This is a genomic window from Silvanigrella aquatica (assembly GCF_001907975.1).
GTDB classification, from domain to species: domain Bacteria; phylum Bdellovibrionota_B; class Oligoflexia; order Silvanigrellales; family Silvanigrellaceae; genus Silvanigrella; species Silvanigrella aquatica.
Window position 1 is genome coordinate 225,258 of sequence record NZ_CP017834.1, and the last position, 16,546, is coordinate 241,803.

The following is a 16,546-nucleotide window of genomic DNA, read 5'->3' on the forward strand; positions in this document are numbered from 1 at the left end:
TTTTATTCTTCACATTGTTTATTTAGCCATTTCGTATTATTTTCAGGAAAGGGATATCCTTCAAATTTTAAATTGTGCGATCTTCTCACTTGTTCATAAAAAGGAAGACCACTTGCCATAGGAATTGCGGAATCTTCTTGAAAAATAGAATCGTTAAAGGCCTTAGAAGCTGATACAAACTTTACATTCATTTTATTGATTTTATCTAACACTAATCCTAAATAGTTTGCATTTAAAGAGTTGAAATGAAGTAATAAAACCTGTGGAGTTTTTCTGTTTTGACCATAAATATATTTTGATAATGCTTCATTATACTTTAAAACTTCAACTATATTTTTAATATATTTTTCAACAAGTTCATTTTCTTTTTCTTTCAAATTTAGTTTTTTACATCTTAAATAGGCTTCATTAAAGTCCCAATCGCTAGAATCAATTGAGACTTGAGCAATTTTATAATTTCTATTTTTAAAATAACTGCGAACTGAATACCTTTTATCAAGATTTTCACCTTCCATTAAGTAAGGGTAGCGAAATACTTTGAGTTCAGAAACCGATGAAGCATGGTCAATTAAAACGGATTCATTGCGTTCTATGTCTTTAATGTATTCTTCAGCGCTTACATTTTTTAAATTTAAATGTGCAAATGTATGATTGCCAATTAAATATCCTGCTTTTTTCCAATCAGTTAATATTTTCTTTTGCATTTCAGTATTGTAAAGTAATGTGCCATTTGCAAATCCATAAACTTCAGGCACCTTTTTTTCTTTTAAAGTTTTTATTAACTTATCCGACACTTCTTGACGAGTCATAAAGGGAATGTCGGGGCCTGCAGCTGGTAAATCATCAATAGTGATTCCTAATTCTACAGTATTTTTAAATTTAAATATATTTTCTTCAGTAGCTGATAATTCAATAGGAAAAAAAATTAATATTGAAAAAATAATAAAATAAATTAAATTCATTTTAATGAACCCTTTATTTCATTTAATTCCTTTGTGACTAATTCATATTCTTCTTTTAAGGTAGAAAAAATATTTTTTGCGTCATCAACCCTATTTGTTGCTTTTAAATCTTCCAATGACTGACAGATATTTCCAAGTTTTTCAGCTCCAAGGGCGCGCACGCTCGATTTAATAGAGTGAGATTCTTTAGAGGCAGCAACGAGATCATTTTGATTTAAAAAATTATCGATGTTTACTATTTTTTGTGGGGTTGTTTTTAGAAGAGTATCAATTAAATCCGCCAAAAAATCGGGTTCGCCGTCTTCTTGAAGCATTTTTAGACCTTCTATGGTCTGACTATTGATATGCTTTATATTATCAGTCATGGGCACATCCTTTTTTATATTTAAAATTATCATGACATGTTTTTAATAACAATCAATTTCTCTCCTCACTACAGTCTTCATGTTTAGCAACGGCGATTGCTCCTGCTGCGGCCATGGCAAAAGCCATGAGAGCTCCAATAATGGGAATATAGTTCCAAAATCCGAGTCCAATGCACAATCCCCAATTTTTTAAACCAAAACGGAGTCTTTTTTTTAGAGGTATATTCATTAAAAGTAAGGTACGATCGATACTATTCCAGCCTAAATACCAAATGGCCGCAAAGAAAACGAGGGGTGCAAATATTTGAACAAAAAGAGAAATAATAACAAGACATATAATGACGACGGCTTTCGTAATTTCGGAAATGATGCTGTCAATAAAATCCATAAAGGTTTGTTTTGGAATATTTCTACCTGATGTTTTTTCATATGCTTTTTGTGCAATTATGTCGTATAATGGACTGGCAACGGCATTGACAAAGGCGGTGCCAAAAATACCGTAAAGAAGTACCCCGATTATCCATATGACAACTTCAATCAAAACCGGATTAAACAGGGGAGCCACGAAAGTTCCTTCCCAACGTAATTCAAGGGAATGAAAAAGAGGTTTAACCCATTTGGCAATGACGATACTTCGGATAATCCAGAAGTATATAAAGAGATTAATGATATGAGGACCGATGCCTAAAAGTAACAAAACTTTATTGCGTAAAAAAAATCTGACAGAATAGACAGGGGCTTTAAAGCCTAAAAAAATTTGGTGGAACGGCGAATGGGTCATATTCCCCTCCTTTTCAAGCATAGAATAGTGTGACTTATGGAGACTCTCAATGGTATCTTCGACAGATGTAAGAAATAAAGATTCTTTAAGCAATAAACTGCAAAAAAATGAAGCGGAAGATAGAGAGTATTTGAAAGAATATGTGCACATATTACTTCTTGGAGTCACATTTTGTGTTTTTGTCTCAATTATTACTTATAATCCAGCCGATCCCAGCTCCTTTAATATCAGTTCTTATTCCTTAACAAATACAGCTCATGTTTCTAATACGTTTGGACTCTTAGGTGCTTCAATCGCTGATTGGAGCTTTCAAGTTTGCGGATTGGGTTCCATCGTTTTTTCTATGATATTTATTGTACAGCTGTTGAATACTTTTAGAAGACCAAGGCAACGTAGTCGTTTTGGCTTGCGCGTTTTTGGTTATCCTCAATTGATTATTTGTTACCTAGGATTGATGTCACTTATTTCTCCCGTGTTTCATTTCCGCGGTGTTGATGTTTACTCTGGTGGAATTATTGGTCATATGATTGCTAAGTTTTTTGTGACCTATATAGGAAATATGGGTTCTATTATAATATTATCAATTGGAGTTTTAGCAAGTTTAACTCTTGCTCTAGGCATTCGTCCTCTGGCTTCATTTGCTTATCTTTTATCTCTTTTTCCTTCTCGTTCCGCTAAAAACTTAGCGGGTGCTCTTGGTGAGCAGGGGGCTGAAAAAGAGACTTTGCCAATGTCACATGAAGATATTTTCAAAAAAAGTTTTGAAAATAAAAGGCAAATTATTAATGTTGATGATAGAAAACAAATTCATTCTATAGCTCATGAGAATGCAAGTAACAATAATAATATTTTAAATGATGTTACCTTTTCTAAAATATCAACAGAATCTAACTTTTCAATAAATAAAAAAGATTTTGAATTATTAATACAAAAACTTGAATATCATAAAAATAATTTTAAGAAAAATCCTGAAATTGAACAGCAAAAATTGAAAGTAGAGGCGCGTCTTATAGAGGATAAATTGGCAACCTTTGGCGTTAAAGGAAGTGTTATAAAAAGCCAAAATGGTCCTGTTATTAATTTGCATGAATTTGAACCTGCTTCAGGAATTAAAGTAAATAAAGTTCTTTCTTTACAAGATGATCTCTCTCTTGCTTTAAAAGCGCAAAGTGTTTTAATTGGGCTACAACCAGGAAAAAGTTCTTTAGGCATTGAACTCCCTGCACAAGTAAGAGAAACCGTTTCTTTAAGAGAAGTTATGGAATCACCTTTATTTCAAAATGCAAATATTCCACTGCCTGTTGCCTTAGGTAAAAATATCGATGGTTCTCCGTTAATTGCTGATTTGTCTTCTATGCCTCATTTGCTAGTTGCAGGTTCTACGGGCTCTGGTAAAAGTGTCTGCATAAATATAATGCTTATGAGCTTAATGATGAGCAAAACACCGCGACAATTACGTTTGCTTCTGGTCGATCCTAAAATGCTGGAACTGTCTGTGTACGATGGTGTGGGGCACTTGTTAATGCCTGTTGTTACGGAGCCTGATAAAGCGGCCGGAGCTCTAAAATGGGCAATAGATGAGATGGAGCGCCGTTATAAGCTCATGAAAAATTACCAAGTCAGAAATATCATGGCATACAATAATGCTGTGACAAATGGTGAAATTAAACAACTCGATCCGCAACAGCCTAAAGTAGATCAATTGCCTTATATTGTGGTGGTGGTTGATGAATTAAGTGATTTAATGATGACTTCACCAAAAGATGTTGAAGACAGTATTCAACGACTTGCTCAAAAAGCCCGTGCTGCTGGAATTCATTTGATTCTTGCAACACAACGTCCCAGTGTGGATGTTTTAACCGGGGTCATTAAAGCCAACCTGCCCTGTCGTTTGAGTTTTCAGGTGGCTTCGCGGCATGACAGTAGGACAATTATTGAAAATATGGGTGCTGAAAAACTACTTGGAAAAGGCGACATGTTGTTCCTTCCCCCTGGTATTAGCAAGGTCATTCGTGCGCAGTGTGCCTATGTAACAGATAAAGAAATTAATGTTATTGCAGCAGAATTGAAGAAGTTTTATCCTCCCGTTTATGAAACCAACGTCATTCAAGAAATTGAAAGGGCTTCCCTTGGTTTAAGACAAAAAAATGACAAAGGGAGCGAAATAAGTCCACTTACTTTATCGAATGATAATGAGACGATTGATGAAAATACACTTTACGAAAGAGCTGTCGAGTTTGCGAGGGAAGTAGGTAATGTCAGCACTTCAAGTATTCAGAGAGAATTCCGAATAGGTTATAACCGTGCGGCTCGCTTAATGGATAGAATGATTCTTGAAGGTGTGGTGGGACAAGCAGAGTCGTCTGGCAAACCAAGGCCTGTTATCAAAAGATTTTAGATTCTGAAATTAAAGGATTGTGGAGTATGAATATGACCCAAGCCGCATACCAGATTGATAAAAATGCACTTGGCGTTACCTATGAAACTGCGGCACTTGTGGGGAGTCGCTTGCGTCAAGCTCGCGAGATGAAAAGGCTTTCACCGTCACAGGTTTCGGCGCGCATTAAAATCAGAGATCGTTACATTGAAGCCATTGAAATTGGTGATTGGGATGTTCTTCCTCCGGGATTAAATGGGAGGGGACTTATAAGGCTTTATGCCCGTGAATTAGCTGTTGCCATTCCTGAATTTGAAGCTTTTCATCATCTGCAAACTGTGATGATAGAAAAACAGTCGGAAAGTCTTATGGCTTCCGTATCTAAAAAATCAAAATACAACCCAGCCGCTGAGGAATCTGCGGAAGTGATCCGTTCTATCTCGAGGAGTGATTTTAAAAAAAATTCTAATTATGATTCCTCCTATGAATCTACTCCGTCGAGTTTTGATGAGTCCCATTCTTTACCAAATCAGACTTCAAAAGCCTATACAAGACCTGTTTTTAATCAAAGAAATACTTCAACAACGCCGGCATCAATTGTAACCCCAAATATTTATGAAGTATTAGGTCTTGAAGTTGAGCATAATAAAACATCTCATGCCAAGCCTGAGTATGAAACACGTGAAGTGATTCATACCAAATCAAACTTACCTAATGCGGAACCTATTAAAAGGAATTATTCAGAAGTTGTTTCTGTGCCAGCAGCTGCACTGGAACAAGAAATAAAACCATCACATGTTGTAGTTCATCAAGAAAGTTCTGAAGTTTTTCAACAGATTAAAAAAGAAGTTCCTTTTTCATTTCATAAAGAACCCAAAAAAGAAGCGGAACCAAAAAAGAAACTATTTGAATTAAATCCATTACAAGTTGTTGTTGTATTGGGCGTTGCAATGGTTTTTATCTTTGTGAGTTTATTTCTTTTTTCTAAAAATTCAAATCAAATTAAAGAAACTAATTTATCTGCTAAGCAAATTGAAAGCGATATTGGTGAAAGTGAGCCCCTTTCAAATTCATTAGTCAATTCAAATATCCCAGCAACAACAAAAGATGCTAAGGCTGCCGAATATCCTCCACAGACACAAACAGTTGCGGAAAAGGGAAAAAATGAAAATGCCTCCTCTCCTCAAAAAGTATCAAACGTTCTTGAAGTGGAACGTATTGCAAAACTAAATATCATTTCAAAAGTGAATCTTACGATTGAAGCAGACGGGCAACAAATTTTTTCAGGAATTCATGGTTCTGGCGTTCTCGATGTTCCCTTTAAAAATAATGCTGAAATCGTGATCTCAGATGCTTCCAAAGTGAATCTAATTTATGAAGGAATTGATCATGGTGCTCTGGGGTATGCGGGAAGAAAAAGAAAAATTATATTAAATGCTAGACCGTACGTAGAATAAAATCATATCTTAATTTAAAAATAAATTTATTTATAAATATTTTGGTTATCTACTTTCTTTTTAATCAATTTTACTAATCTAAGACATCATGAGTATTTTTTATCAAAAATTAAAATAGCATTAAAAATAATTATTTGACTTTTTAATGATTAAATGAGAGATTACTTCTCTTATTGAGGACTTTTCATAGGGATAAAAAATGTACAAAATAACAAAATGTATACTCATTTATTCTTTTTTAATAGCATTTAATGTATATTCTCAATATTTAACTGAAAATCAAGTACAAAAAATTAATCAAAAATGTTTAAAGAATAATCAAAGTCAATTTGAATTTGCAAGAAGCCATGGATTTATCGACGTTACTAAAGAATTATTGCTAGAGAAGTGTATAAAAAATTACAAGGAAGTTTCTTTTTTTAAAAGCTATAACCAAATAAATAATATTAATGAATTATATTATAATACAATTTTGAAATTAGAAAATAGAATTTCCTATTTGGAATCTATAAATTGTTTTGGTGATAGCGAATTGACAAGGCAATATTATTGTTTCCAATTGCAGTTAGGCTCTGTTCAGCTTGCCAGAAATGGGGGAAAAAGATTTCTAAAAAGAGCTCTCATTACAGTGAACAACTTACTTGTAAACGATTGTATTAATCCTGTGCAATAAAAACAATTTTTTTGCTTTCTGAAATGCACACTTGCCCTTTGCCCTTTCTGATTGTTATAACGCTTTTTAGCTTAGAGGGGGGCTGATTTTATGTCGACAAATACACATTCTCATAAACAAATTGAAGTTCTTGCTTCTCAAATACTTTATCATAAAAAACTTTATTATAGCGGACGTAGCATTATAAGTGATGCTGAATTCGATGCCATGGAGGAAAATTTGAAAAAAATTTCCCCACATCATCCCGTATTATCTATGGTAGGATATAAGTTTGAAAATTCGGGCAAAAAAATTCCACATCAACTTCCTATGTTATCACTTGCTAAAACGTATTCCATTGAGGATTTATTTGAATTTTTATGCAAAAATCCTTGCGTCATTATGGATAAAATTGATGGTATGGCTCTTGCTATTGAGTATGACGAGCAGGGGAGATTTTTAAGAGCATCAACAAGGGGCAATGGTAAATTCGGCGAAGATGTCTCTGAGCACGTTTTTCATATACAAAATATCCCAAAAAAAATTGAAATGAATCCAAAATGGGTTGGTTGTACCTTTGAAGTTCGCGGTGAAGTCTATTTCCCTTTGTCTAAGTTCAAAATGTTTGAGGATCGCTTTGATAGCTTTCGCAATGCTGTTCCTGGAACCTTAGGTAGGAAAGAGGTAGAAGAGGCTGTTGATGTCTTAAGAGTTTTGCAATTTTGTGTTTATGATATACTAGTATTTGATAATAAAAATCAGCATATTTCAGCTAAAGAATTTCCAAATATATTTCATATTGAGCCCGATTATTTTGAAAAAATGAAATTAACACAAAAAATAGGATTTTCAGAAAATACTGAACATATTGCTCCCTTTTCGGCTCCTCAATCTGCAGCGGATTTATCACAGGATTTAGAAAAATGGTATGAAAAATCGAGAGACTATCAAATTGATGGCATTGTATTTCGTTTTCGTGATGAAATAATTTGGGAGAATTTAGGGACTACAGCACATCACCCAAGAGGAAGTCTTGCATTTAAGCAAGCGGGCGAAACGGCGCAAACGGAAATTCTAGCTATTGAAGAAAATATTGGACGCAGTGGTAAAATAAGTTTTCGTGCAAAATTAAAAACAGTAGAGTTATCTGGTGCGAAAATATCTTATGCTACGTTGCATAATGCGGAGTTTATTGAACAAGGTAACTATTCCGTAGGTGCAAAAGTGGAAATCATCCGTAGCGGAGAAGTGATTCCTGCTATCGTGAAGTTGATAGCGCCTTCCGGCACTCCCTTTGTTCTTCCAAAGGTATGCAAATGCGGCTTTCCTTTAAAACGTCAGGGTCCCGATTTAATGTGCCTTGAAAAAAGATCTTGTAACTTTAAAGATCAAGAAAGCTTGGTTTATTTTGTTTCTTCGCTCGATATTATGGGCGTATCTGACAAAATTGTCTTAAAAATAAGAGAGGCCGGACTCGTCCAGGAACCTGCTGATTTTTATAAATTAACAGTGGAAGATCTCTTACAGATTGAGGGTTTTGCTCAAAAATCTTCTGAGAACGTCATAGCTGCTATTCAAAATTCAAAAAAAATACCTTTAGCCCAGTTTTTAACTTCGTTGGGATTAAAGCGCGGTGGTGCTGTTAAATGTCAAGAAGTAGCAAAAAAATGCGTTACTTTAGAAAATGTTTTGAATTTAAAAATGGAAAGTTTACTAGAGGAAAAAGGTTGGGCGAAAAAATCCGCAGAAGATTTTGTTGAATCCCTAAAAGACAAAGAAAAATTAATTCAAAATTTATTAAAATATGTTGAAGTGCTTGATGATGAATCTGGTATTCAAGTTTTAAGTCAGAGTGATCATCCTTATTTTGGCAAACATATTTGCATTACAGGGTCACTTTCGCGTCCTCGGGATGAGTATAAAAAAATGCTTGATAAAGTTGGTGCTAAATTAGTTTCTGCCGTGAGTGCCAAGACAGATTTTCTTGTATGTAATGAAACATCTTCATCTTCAAAATATAAAGATGCAGTTAAGCATAATGTTACAATAATTACAGAAAATGAGTTTGCTTCAAAATTTTAAATTTGCAAATTTCATGCGAGCTAAAAATAGTTTTTTTTGTTTATAGCAATCCATTGAAATCCATAAAAAGAGAAGAATCGTATTTAAATATAAAAGTCCATTTAATGTAAAAAGAGGATTTTGTTTATTAAATGGGTTTATATTTGCATAGGGATTATCGAATGCAAATGAAATTTGTTTTAAAAAAAACAATGAGATATCAAGACATTTAATAATAATGGGATAGAATAAAAATTGATCAGGTATGAATAAAGCGAGTAAAGATAACGGTGCAATAAAAAAGCAAACTACAGGGAGAGCTAATATATTTGCTAAACAGGAATTCATTAAATTGATTTCTGAAAAAGGATAAAGGATGAAACCTGTAAAAAAAGAAGTTAAAGTTGTACTTAAAACAGTTTTAAAAATAAGATGATTTTCTTGAAGTAAGTAATTTGAGAAATAAATCGCCATTTGTGCTACTGTGGCTCCTAATGCAGAGAGTAAAAAAGAATAATTAATAAATACGTTTCCGAAAATAAATGAGGTTAAAATGATGACTGAAATTTTTGAAAATGTCTGATTCATAATATAAGGAAATTGTTTAAATATAGATATGTATTGAGCTTGGATTGTAGGCAATTGAATAAAGTAAAACAGCGAAAAGACTCTTATAAGTGCCCCTGTACAGCCAAATAGGGAGCAAATTAAAAGTGAAATGAGTAATGAAGAAGTCAATTTTACATAATATATGACTTTTATTAATAGAGATGGCTTTACAATATTTTTTAGAATTGTAAATGTGATTTTAGATAAAAAATAGCTAAATAGCATAGCTAAGGGAACAACTTGTCCTCCTGAGATGGCGAGGAGGTGCATGAGTCCCGAGCTTTGCAATGATTTTGCTTCACTGAAACTCAATTTTCTAATATTTCCAAGAAAATTAAGTGCTAAGTTTTTTTCAATCATGTTTTCAGATATGAGCATGGCTTTGTTTTCAGCCCATGAAGATAAATTTATAATTAATTTAAACAAACCATTTTCCTTAATAAATAACGGTAAATCATTTAATAAAATGATAATAGTGACATAGCTTAATATTGAGAAAAAAATAGATTTTGCAATTTGATTTTTAATAGATAGATTTAAGTGTTTTTCTTTTGCCATAAAAGTGAAGCTCCCGAGTTGTAAGAGGAGTTGTGATTTTGCCTTACCTTTTTAAGGTTTTACTGCTAGAGTTCAAAAATGAATCAAAAGCGGCAAAAAAGAATTCATTTGTATGTGGCAAAGCAAATTTTTTATCGCATAATGAACTTAGGGTCTATTCAGCTTGACGGCACAGGTGTTTTTTGCAAATTATATAAAATGAGTCGCCATAGCTCAGTTGTATAGAGCACTTCTTTCCTAAAGAAGGGGTCGCAGGTTAGAGTCCTGCTGGTGACGCCATCTTAGTCCCGTGTTATGTCTATGAATGAGTGCGTACGAATGAGGGGGGCTTATGTTTTTTGCTGACTATTCTGAAATAGAGGAGTTTTTAGAAAGACTCCACCACACGCCTGCGATCTACTCTTCTGCTCCGACTCCAAATATAGCAATTAACAATGATTTGAATAAGTTAGGAATCGATGCTATGAAGTTGTCCTCAGACTTTGCCAATGCAAAGTTAAAAATTGAAGACAAGGATATGAACCGTGAATCTGCAGAGAGAACCCGAAATTCATAATATCCCTCATAGTTCTTTAAGTCTTTTTAAACAGCAACAAAATGAAAATTCATCTGCAAAAGTAGGTTTTGTCTTTCAAAATTCTAATAATTTTCACCATTTTTTACCTAAACCTGAAGAGACAAGAGTTTATCAAGAACTTTATCCCAATTTTATCGATAAAATGATGTATTCGTTTGAATCGGAATCTGTTCATCGGCGCAATCTTGAAAAAGAGGCTTCCGAACACAAGAAATTAATGAGTGAAAAACTTGTGGACTCACAAGTATTAAGTCAAATGAAATATTTAGAAATTGAATATAGAGAGCAGAAACATCGTCATGTCAAATTTTACGTGGCGCTTTGTATTGGTTTGATAGTTTTTTTTAGTTCTTTTTGGTTACAAATTGAAAATAAAATAGCCTTTATTGGCTTATATATCTTATTAGCGGTTTTAGGAATTTCTCCGAGCCATTTATTTATTAAAAAAAATAATACAGAATTGCCAAAGTCAAATAAGATCTAAATAGGCATAGAGTTGTGCTGTAATGACAATCATTTAATAGCTGGTTTTTAAATTAAGTATTATTATCAAGATCCTCTTTGCTGGAACTTTCTTCAATGACCTCATTGCATTTGCGACAAGTGTATTTGATTTTAGAAGGGCGTGTTGTAATGCCAAATGTGACGAGAAACCATCCTATTCCCGAATACTCGGCAACAGGTGTGACCATGTGGTGATGCCTATCAAAACCATCACGACAAGTTTTTACAGTTGATTTAACAAGGTTCGATTTTGCTTGATTTTCGCTCATTGTGATATACCCCTACTTAAAAAACACAGGCATTAATTTATTAAGCTATACTCTGTTTTATTTGAATGATCTACTCGAAAAAAAATGCATTCATTAAAGAAAAAACTTATTTATTATGAATAAATAAGTTTTTGCAAGCTTTTAAATTTTAATTAGACGGCTTTTTTGTGAGTAATTTCGGAAGTGGTCAGCAATGATTTCTCAGATTCCATTTTTTTAGATATTTTTGTTATTGGTTTATCATCGCGATTTGGTAATTTTATATCATAAATTAATTTGAAACTTTTTAATACCTTGATCATGATCCAAGTTTGGTCAAATTGCCACCATTCCCATCCGTGTTTTGCGGCACGGGGTTGCGCGTGGTGGTTATTGTGCCAACCTTCACCGAAGGCAATCAGTCCTACCCACCAGTTATTACGTGAATCATCGTTGGTATTATTAGGACGTGTCCCCCATTTGTGAGTTGCTGAATTCACAAACCATGTTACATGGTAACCGCTTACAAGTCTGACAAAGACGGCCCAAACTGTGAAGCTGATAGCACTGTACCAATCGAAACCGGGAGTATTACCTAGAAAGCCACCTAAAGTTAATATAAGCAGACCAACAACAATTTGAATTAAAATCATATTATTTTCTAAGAATAAGTAATATTTGTTGCGTGCAATGTCGGGGCAGTAATGTGAAACTTCTTCAACTGAGTTTAAGTCCGCACGACGATTGAAGATAAACCCAATATGTGAGTGCCAAAAGCCTTTATTCATATCATGAGGATCTTCTGGTTTATCGGAATAAGCGTGGTGCACGCGGTGCTGACCTATCCAAGAAATAGGCCCCCCTTGGCAAGCTAAAGTACCGCAGAAAGCCACGAAATATTCTAAAGGTTTTACAGCTTTAAACCCCTTGTGGGAGAGTAACCTGTGGAAACCAAAGGTAATTCCTACCATCCCACACAAGTAGTGCATAATGACAAAGGCAATAAAAGCAGGCCATGTAAAGAAAAACCAGCATAATGTCAATGCAATTGCATGCACTGCTGAAATCCATAAGAAATTTCGCCAGTTGAACTTCACGATAGAAGCCGATTCCCTTAATTTCATAAACACCTCAATAACTTGAATTAACGGCTCAATGCCGCTGTCACTTTATCTATTTTATAATTAAATAGGCTTTATCAACGTAAAAGTATTGTAAAGATGGTATCTGTTTGAAATTATTGAATTAAATTATCCGTAAAGAAATGAAAATACAAAGAGTGCATGCTTTTTCAAAGGAATAATGATCATCTCCCTGCATAAATTAAATATTTAAAATAGGAGTAAAGCATGAATTTATTGCAGAGTTAAATAAGGGTCTTTTAAAATCGAGTAGCATTGATCCATCTGAGGTTGTTGCTTCAGGAAAAATAATAACATTGAAACCACTAATTAAAATATTTGAAATGTTTTTTATTTCTTCTTTAGAATTTAATTTAAATATTAAAAGAATAAATTTATTTTTAAAAATGATTTTAACTAAAATAGATATTATAAAATAAGATATTACTGTTTGAAATATAAGAATAATTTTGTAAAGAAATAAAATAAAGTTCATTTGAATTTATTGCTCATTGTTTAACCTTTTTTAAAGGATTTATTTAATTATTTTAAATATGTGACAAATATTTAAAGAAATATATATGTCATATTATCTCTTATAAAAAGCTGATTAAACTTATTATCATTGATGAATTAATAATTTTTTTCATTCAAAAATCCACATAATAATGTGATACAGAAGCAAAGTTATATTAGAAAATAATACCTCTATTTAAAAAATATTTCTTAATTATTATCTTTTTCTATTTTAAGATGAAATTGTAAAATTTTTATCGCGAAAAAAATATTTTACAAATGACACTATAAATAATTTAAGATTGACATTTGATTTTTTGATGCTTGTTGAGTGGACTGCATGACCTATCTCAAACAATATTTTCCATTGCGTAAATAATGTTTTATAAGCATTTACCAATGTTTTGTTGTTGACCCATATATGAGCGGCCTCTGCGCCTGCTCCATTAATCTCAACAATTTCAAGATCTCTTCCTTCTTTTAAGCTTTCTTGATTTTTGTATTTTAAATCGATACGGCCAAAATAAAATTCTGGAATTTGTTTAGAGATGCGATCAATTTCTAAAGTTAATTTTTCAGTTATTAAATGCGTTCCATTTTGAAAAATAGTGCCTTGGCAATGATTTCCGCATTTCGATAAATAAATTTTTTCTCCTTGGCAAGGTATTTCATTGAGCTTATCCTTGAGACGTGAAAAATATATAGATGATATGATGCGTGCTCTTTTATCGCTAAGAATCAAATTTCCAATATTCTTATTTCCGTCACCAATAATAAAGGGAAAAACCTTATTAGTTATAGAGAATATCATTCCCATTTTTTCAGCAGGATATCTTATATAAAAAATATCTGCTTCATTTTCATATGCACTGAATTTTTGAACTACAATATCAAAATCACTGGTTAAAATATAATTATTGAGTTCTTCTTCGTTTTGAATAATACGAACACCAAATCCTCTTTGACCGAAATCTGGTTTTAATACTAACGGATAATAAAATTTATTATCTGATAATAATTTGCAAACATGAGATAATGATTTTGATTTATTTAATTTAATGCACTTTAGTGTTGATGAATCATCACTATCTAGATATTTTAGAAAATCCCACTTCGATTCTCCTATTAAGCCACCATTGATGATATTTTTATTTGCATAAAATGGTATCAATATGCTTTTGTATTTTAAAGACAAAAAAATGTAGATAAAAAATGAGGGGATATATAAAATAAATGACGGCCAAAATTCAAAATATAAAAATTTTCTCCATGAATACAAAAGTGATTTTAATTCCCAATAACTCGAAATTTTTTGAATTATAAATTTTATAGTATGAAAAAATAGAACAATAATTATAAATCCTATAAACCAGTGATTTGTGAAAGTTTTAAATAACTCTTTTCCACTAATTAGTGCAATTATAGTCCATGAATTTACAGTTATTAATGTGATAATTATAAAATTTAATATGGGATATTTTAGTATACCTGCGCCAATATATGTTGGCATTCTTGTTCCCGGAATAATTCTGGATACAATAATTGAAAAAGTCATTAAATTTTTTGTATTCATATTTTTTAATTTTTTTAAAAATTTAACTTTTTTTTCTAAATTAAATTTTAAAATTATAAAACCTATAAAATACAATCCGAGATCGCCAATTGATATACCTAAAAAGCATGCTAAAAATGCTTCGGCAAATGAAATTTTACCTTGATTAATTAAAATAATGCTTGAGGCAATTGCTATATCTTCAAGAATAAATGTGCCGATAAATATAGAGTAAAAATAAAGCATTCGTGAACTCTTTTAAAAAGAAAAATTTTATATATTAATTTTGACACATTTTTAAAAATAAAATCAAGTGTCACCTTATTGATTATTTTTTTGATAAATATAGATAATTTTGAAAGTTTAAAAAAGAAAGAAGTTATGCTCGATTGATATAATGCTGTATCCTATTTTTACATTGGCAAAGCAATTTAAGGAAAAAAAATTTAGAAAATCTACTTAAAGGAAACAAAATATTTCAATAAAAGAAGATTGAGTTTATCTATCTTTATTTATTTTATTATATAATTCCTTCGAATTTAAATTATATTTTTCCGCAATTTCTTTGCACGCTATTTTAAGAGGTAGTCCTTTTTCTGATAATCTTTCTGCTTCTATCGCAGCTTCTTCTATAGATTTTGCCATCATCTCATTTTTGGGTAAATTTAGAGTAATTACAAATTCTCCCTGAATTTCATTTTGTTCTGAAAAATAGTGAATTATTTCTTTAATGAGTCCTATTTTATGTTCTTCAAATTTTTTAGAAATTTCTCTTGATACACATATTTTTATTTCTTGTTCATGAAAAAAAATGTCTAAATTTTTTAAGCTTGCTAATAATCTTTTAGGACTTTCAAAAAAGACAGCAAGACAAGGAGTAACAGCCTGCCATTTTTCGAACTCTGAAAACTGTTCTTTTTGTGTTCTTCCTAAAAAAGCAGAAAAAAGATAGCGTGGCTGAATAAATCCACAGGCCGCTAATGCGGCAGTCATGCTACTCGGGCCAGGAATACTTTGAACTAAAACTCCCTTTTCATGCGCTTCTGCGACAAGGAGGGAGCCTGGATCGGAAATACAAGGTGTGCCTGCGTCGGTAATAATGGCCGCAGATTTTGTCGCTGAATTTAAAATTTTATCGATTAAATAACTGCATTTATTTTTTTCATTGTGTGTATGAAGGCTTTCGAATTGTGATTTAATTCCAAAATAACTTAATAATTTTCCGGAATGCCTCGTGTCTTCGCAGGCAATAAAGCTTACAGTAGATAAAATTTCTTTTGCTCTTGGAGAAAAATCATTTAAGGTACCAATTGGGGTAGCTACAATATACAGTATACCAGTTGTCATTATATTCCTTTTGAGTATTCAAACACTTCGGCAAAAAATTTGCCTTTCTCATCGCGTTTTAGTTTGCCAAAAGCATGTTTGGCATCATGAGTAAAAAATATATTTCCATTTTTCGCAATGAGATCTTCCAGCAAATTCTTTTTTTCATCGATGAGGAGCTCAGGGTAGCGATCATAGCCCATGGTGATGGGTAAATGAACCCAAGCAAATCCTGGAATTAAATCGCTGGCAAATACCAAAGGTCCTTCTTTTAATTGGATTTCAGCTAGCATAAGACCAGGAGTGTGACCATTTGAAAAATGAAAGGTAACAAAAGGTTCTAAATCACTTTTACCATTATTTTCTACTAAAACGAGACGATTTGATTTTTCTAATAATTGATTTAATTCCGTAATATAAGATGCTTTATCACGAGGATGGGGGCTTAAAGCTCGTTTCCACTGATCATGTCCCACATAAAATTTTGCATTTGGAAATAAAAGCCTTGTTTCTCCATCACCAAAAGCGGACAAAATACCACCCGCATGATCAAAATGGAGGTGTGATAAAATAACGGCATCGATGTGTTCGTGAGTCAGTCCCACTTTGTCTAAATTTTTTAATAAAACATGCTCTTTTTCAATAATTCCATAACGATCTTTTAGTTTTGGATCAAAAAAGGAGCCGACTCCTGCTTCAAATAATAAATTTTTACCATTATAATTTTTTATTAATAAAGCACGACACGCTAATGGAATTCGATTTGCTTCATCGTATGAAATCCAATTTTGCCACATGGCTTTGGGAGCATTGCCAAACATGGCTCCGCCATCTAACATTTGCGTGTTGCCTTCTATTGATAAAATCTCCATGAGATGAG

16 protein-coding genes and 1 tRNA gene are annotated in these 16,546 nt (G+C 32.5%); 7 read left to right on the top strand and 10 right to left on the bottom strand.

Features of this window, described 5'->3' with window-relative positions:
* Positions 1-2: 2 nt before the first annotated feature.
* The 3 genes from AXG55_RS00955 to AXG55_RS00965 are packed head-to-tail and all read right to left on the bottom strand — an operon-like array spanning position 3 to position 2,108.
* On the bottom strand, positions 3-962 hold the full coding sequence (locus tag AXG55_RS00955; protein WP_148696286.1) for a polysaccharide deacetylase family protein: 960 nt from the start codon (positions 960-962) through the stop codon (positions 3-5).
* The gene (locus tag AXG55_RS00960; protein ID WP_233231281.1) at positions 959-1,327 is read right to left on the bottom strand and encodes an Hpt domain-containing protein; all 369 of its coding nucleotides are present in this window, start codon (positions 1,325-1,327) and stop codon (positions 959-961) included. The genes AXG55_RS00955 and AXG55_RS00960 overlap by 4 nt, the downstream gene beginning before the upstream one ends.
* Positions 1,328-1,379: 52 nt before the next feature.
* Positions 1,380-2,108 carry an EI24 domain-containing protein gene (locus AXG55_RS00965; protein WP_233231282.1) on the bottom strand — a complete coding sequence of 243 codons (729 nt, stop codon included), beginning with the start codon at positions 2,106-2,108 and terminating at the stop codon, positions 1,380-1,382.
* A gap of 49 nt (positions 2,109-2,157) precedes the next feature.
* Between AXG55_RS00965 and AXG55_RS00970 the strand changes: the two genes are divergently transcribed.
* From AXG55_RS00970 to ligA, 4 genes are all read left to right on the top strand, one after another.
* A complete protein-coding gene (locus AXG55_RS00970) occupies positions 2,158-4,506 on the top strand; it encodes a DNA translocase FtsK (protein WP_148696289.1) in 2,349 nt (782 codons plus the stop codon).
* A 26-nt stretch (positions 4,507-4,532) separates the two neighbouring features.
* Positions 4,533-5,942 carry a helix-turn-helix domain-containing protein gene (locus AXG55_RS00975; RefSeq protein ID WP_148696290.1) on the top strand — a complete coding sequence of 470 codons (1,410 nt, stop codon included), beginning with the start codon at positions 4,533-4,535 and terminating at the stop codon, positions 5,940-5,942.
* A gap of 199 nt (positions 5,943-6,141) precedes the next feature.
* Positions 6,142-6,615 carry a hypothetical protein gene (locus tag AXG55_RS00980; RefSeq protein WP_148696291.1) on the top strand — a complete coding sequence of 158 codons (474 nt, stop codon included), beginning with the start codon at positions 6,142-6,144 and terminating at the stop codon, positions 6,613-6,615.
* A 90-nt stretch (positions 6,616-6,705) separates the two neighbouring features.
* Positions 6,706-8,676 carry an NAD-dependent DNA ligase LigA gene (ligA, locus tag AXG55_RS00985; protein ID WP_148696292.1) on the top strand — a complete coding sequence of 657 codons (1,971 nt, stop codon included), beginning with the start codon at positions 6,706-6,708 and terminating at the stop codon, positions 8,674-8,676.
* Here the strand turns inward: ligA and AXG55_RS00990 are convergent.
* Positions 8,665-9,822 (bottom strand): ComEC/Rec2 family competence protein, encoded by a 1,158-nt coding sequence (locus AXG55_RS00990; RefSeq protein ID WP_148696293.1) that lies wholly within the window; start codon positions 9,820-9,822, stop codon positions 8,665-8,667. The two genes, ligA and AXG55_RS00990, sit on opposite strands and share 12 nt — an antisense overlap.
* Positions 9,823-10,024: 202 nt before the next feature.
* On the opposite strand from AXG55_RS00990, the gene AXG55_RS00995 reads away from it, so the two are divergent.
* The 3 genes from AXG55_RS00995 to AXG55_RS01005 all read left to right on the top strand — a co-directional run bounded on the left by AXG55_RS00995 (position 10,025) and on the right by AXG55_RS01005 (position 10,883).
* Positions 10,025-10,101: transfer RNA gene (locus AXG55_RS00995), tRNA-Arg, on the top strand.
* A gap of 52 nt (positions 10,102-10,153) precedes the next feature.
* Positions 10,154-10,378: a hypothetical protein gene (locus tag AXG55_RS01000; protein ID WP_148696294.1), complete on the top strand. Its 225-nt coding sequence runs from the start codon at positions 10,154-10,156 to the stop codon at positions 10,376-10,378.
* Positions 10,347-10,883 carry a hypothetical protein gene (locus AXG55_RS01005; protein ID WP_148696295.1) on the top strand — a complete coding sequence of 179 codons (537 nt, stop codon included), beginning with the start codon at positions 10,347-10,349 and terminating at the stop codon, positions 10,881-10,883. The genes AXG55_RS01000 and AXG55_RS01005 overlap by 32 nt, the downstream gene beginning before the upstream one ends.
* 52 nt (positions 10,884-10,935) lie before the next feature.
* On the opposite strand, the gene AXG55_RS01010 is transcribed toward AXG55_RS01005, so the two are convergent.
* The 6 genes from AXG55_RS01010 to AXG55_RS01035 form a co-directional block, all read right to left on the bottom strand.
* The gene (locus AXG55_RS01010) at positions 10,936-11,172 is read right to left on the bottom strand and encodes a hypothetical protein (protein WP_148696296.1); all 237 of its coding nucleotides are present in this window, start codon (positions 11,170-11,172) and stop codon (positions 10,936-10,938) included.
* Positions 11,173-11,324: 152 nt separating this feature from the next.
* Positions 11,325-12,275: an acyl-CoA desaturase gene (locus tag AXG55_RS01015; protein ID WP_148696297.1), complete on the bottom strand. Its 951-nt coding sequence runs from the start codon at positions 12,273-12,275 to the stop codon at positions 11,325-11,327.
* A gap of 199 nt (positions 12,276-12,474) precedes the next feature.
* Positions 12,475-12,768, bottom strand: a complete 294-nt coding sequence (locus AXG55_RS01020) for a lysophospholipid acyltransferase family protein (protein WP_148696298.1) — start codon at positions 12,766-12,768, stop codon at positions 12,475-12,477.
* Between the two features lie 252 nt (positions 12,769-13,020).
* Positions 13,021-14,586 (bottom strand): VTT domain-containing protein, encoded by a 1,566-nt coding sequence (locus AXG55_RS01025; protein ID WP_148696299.1) that lies wholly within the window; start codon positions 14,584-14,586, stop codon positions 13,021-13,023.
* Positions 14,587-14,838: 252 nt separating this feature from the next.
* Positions 14,839-15,687, bottom strand: a complete 849-nt coding sequence (gene rsmI / locus AXG55_RS01030; protein ID WP_148696300.1) for a 16S rRNA (cytidine(1402)-2'-O)-methyltransferase — start codon at positions 15,685-15,687, stop codon at positions 14,839-14,841.
* The gene (locus tag AXG55_RS01035) at positions 15,687-16,538 is read right to left on the bottom strand and encodes an MBL fold metallo-hydrolase (protein WP_148696301.1); all 852 of its coding nucleotides are present in this window, start codon (positions 16,536-16,538) and stop codon (positions 15,687-15,689) included. The genes rsmI and AXG55_RS01035 overlap by 1 nt, the downstream gene beginning before the upstream one ends.
* Between the last annotated feature and the right edge of the window lie 8 nt (positions 16,539-16,546).

Bases quoted from the DNA above. Each gene is read 5' to 3' on its own strand.
- AXG55_RS00955 (WP_148696286.1), bottom strand. From the start codon at position 962: ATGAATTTAATTTATTTTATTATTTTTTCAATATTAATTTTTTTTCCT.
- AXG55_RS00960 (WP_233231281.1), bottom strand. From the start codon at position 1,327: ATGACTGATAATATAAAGCATATCAATAGTCAGACCATAGAAGGTCTA.
- AXG55_RS00965 (WP_233231282.1), bottom strand. From the start codon at position 2,108: ATGACCCATTCGCCGTTCCACCAAATTTTTTTAGGCTTTAAAGCCCCT.
- AXG55_RS00970 (WP_148696289.1), top strand. From the start codon at position 2,158: ATGGTATCTTCGACAGATGTAAGAAATAAAGATTCTTTAAGCAATAAA.
- AXG55_RS00975 (WP_148696290.1), top strand. From the start codon at position 4,533: ATGAATATGACCCAAGCCGCATACCAGATTGATAAAAATGCACTTGGC.
- AXG55_RS00980 (WP_148696291.1), top strand. From the start codon at position 6,142: ATGTACAAAATAACAAAATGTATACTCATTTATTCTTTTTTAATAGCA.
- ligA (WP_148696292.1), top strand. From the start codon at position 6,706: ATGTCGACAAATACACATTCTCATAAACAAATTGAAGTTCTTGCTTCT.
- AXG55_RS00990 (WP_148696293.1), bottom strand. From the start codon at position 9,822: ATGGCAAAAGAAAAACACTTAAATCTATCTATTAAAAATCAAATTGCA.
- AXG55_RS01000 (WP_148696294.1), top strand. From the start codon at position 10,154: ATGTTTTTTGCTGACTATTCTGAAATAGAGGAGTTTTTAGAAAGACTC.
- AXG55_RS01010 (WP_148696296.1), bottom strand. From the start codon at position 11,172: ATGAGCGAAAATCAAGCAAAATCGAACCTTGTTAAATCAACTGTAAAA.
- AXG55_RS01015 (WP_148696297.1), bottom strand. From the start codon at position 12,275: ATGAAATTAAGGGAATCGGCTTCTATCGTGAAGTTCAACTGGCGAAAT.
- AXG55_RS01020 (WP_148696298.1), bottom strand. From the start codon at position 12,768: ATGAACTTTATTTTATTTCTTTACAAAATTATTCTTATATTTCAAACA.
- AXG55_RS01025 (WP_148696299.1), bottom strand. From the start codon at position 14,586: ATGCTTTATTTTTACTCTATATTTATCGGCACATTTATTCTTGAAGAT.
- rsmI (WP_148696300.1), bottom strand. From the start codon at position 15,687: ATGACAACTGGTATACTGTATATTGTAGCTACCCCAATTGGTACCTTA.
- AXG55_RS01035 (WP_148696301.1), bottom strand. From the start codon at position 16,538: ATGGAGATTTTATCAATAGAAGGCAACACGCAAATGTTAGATGGCGGA.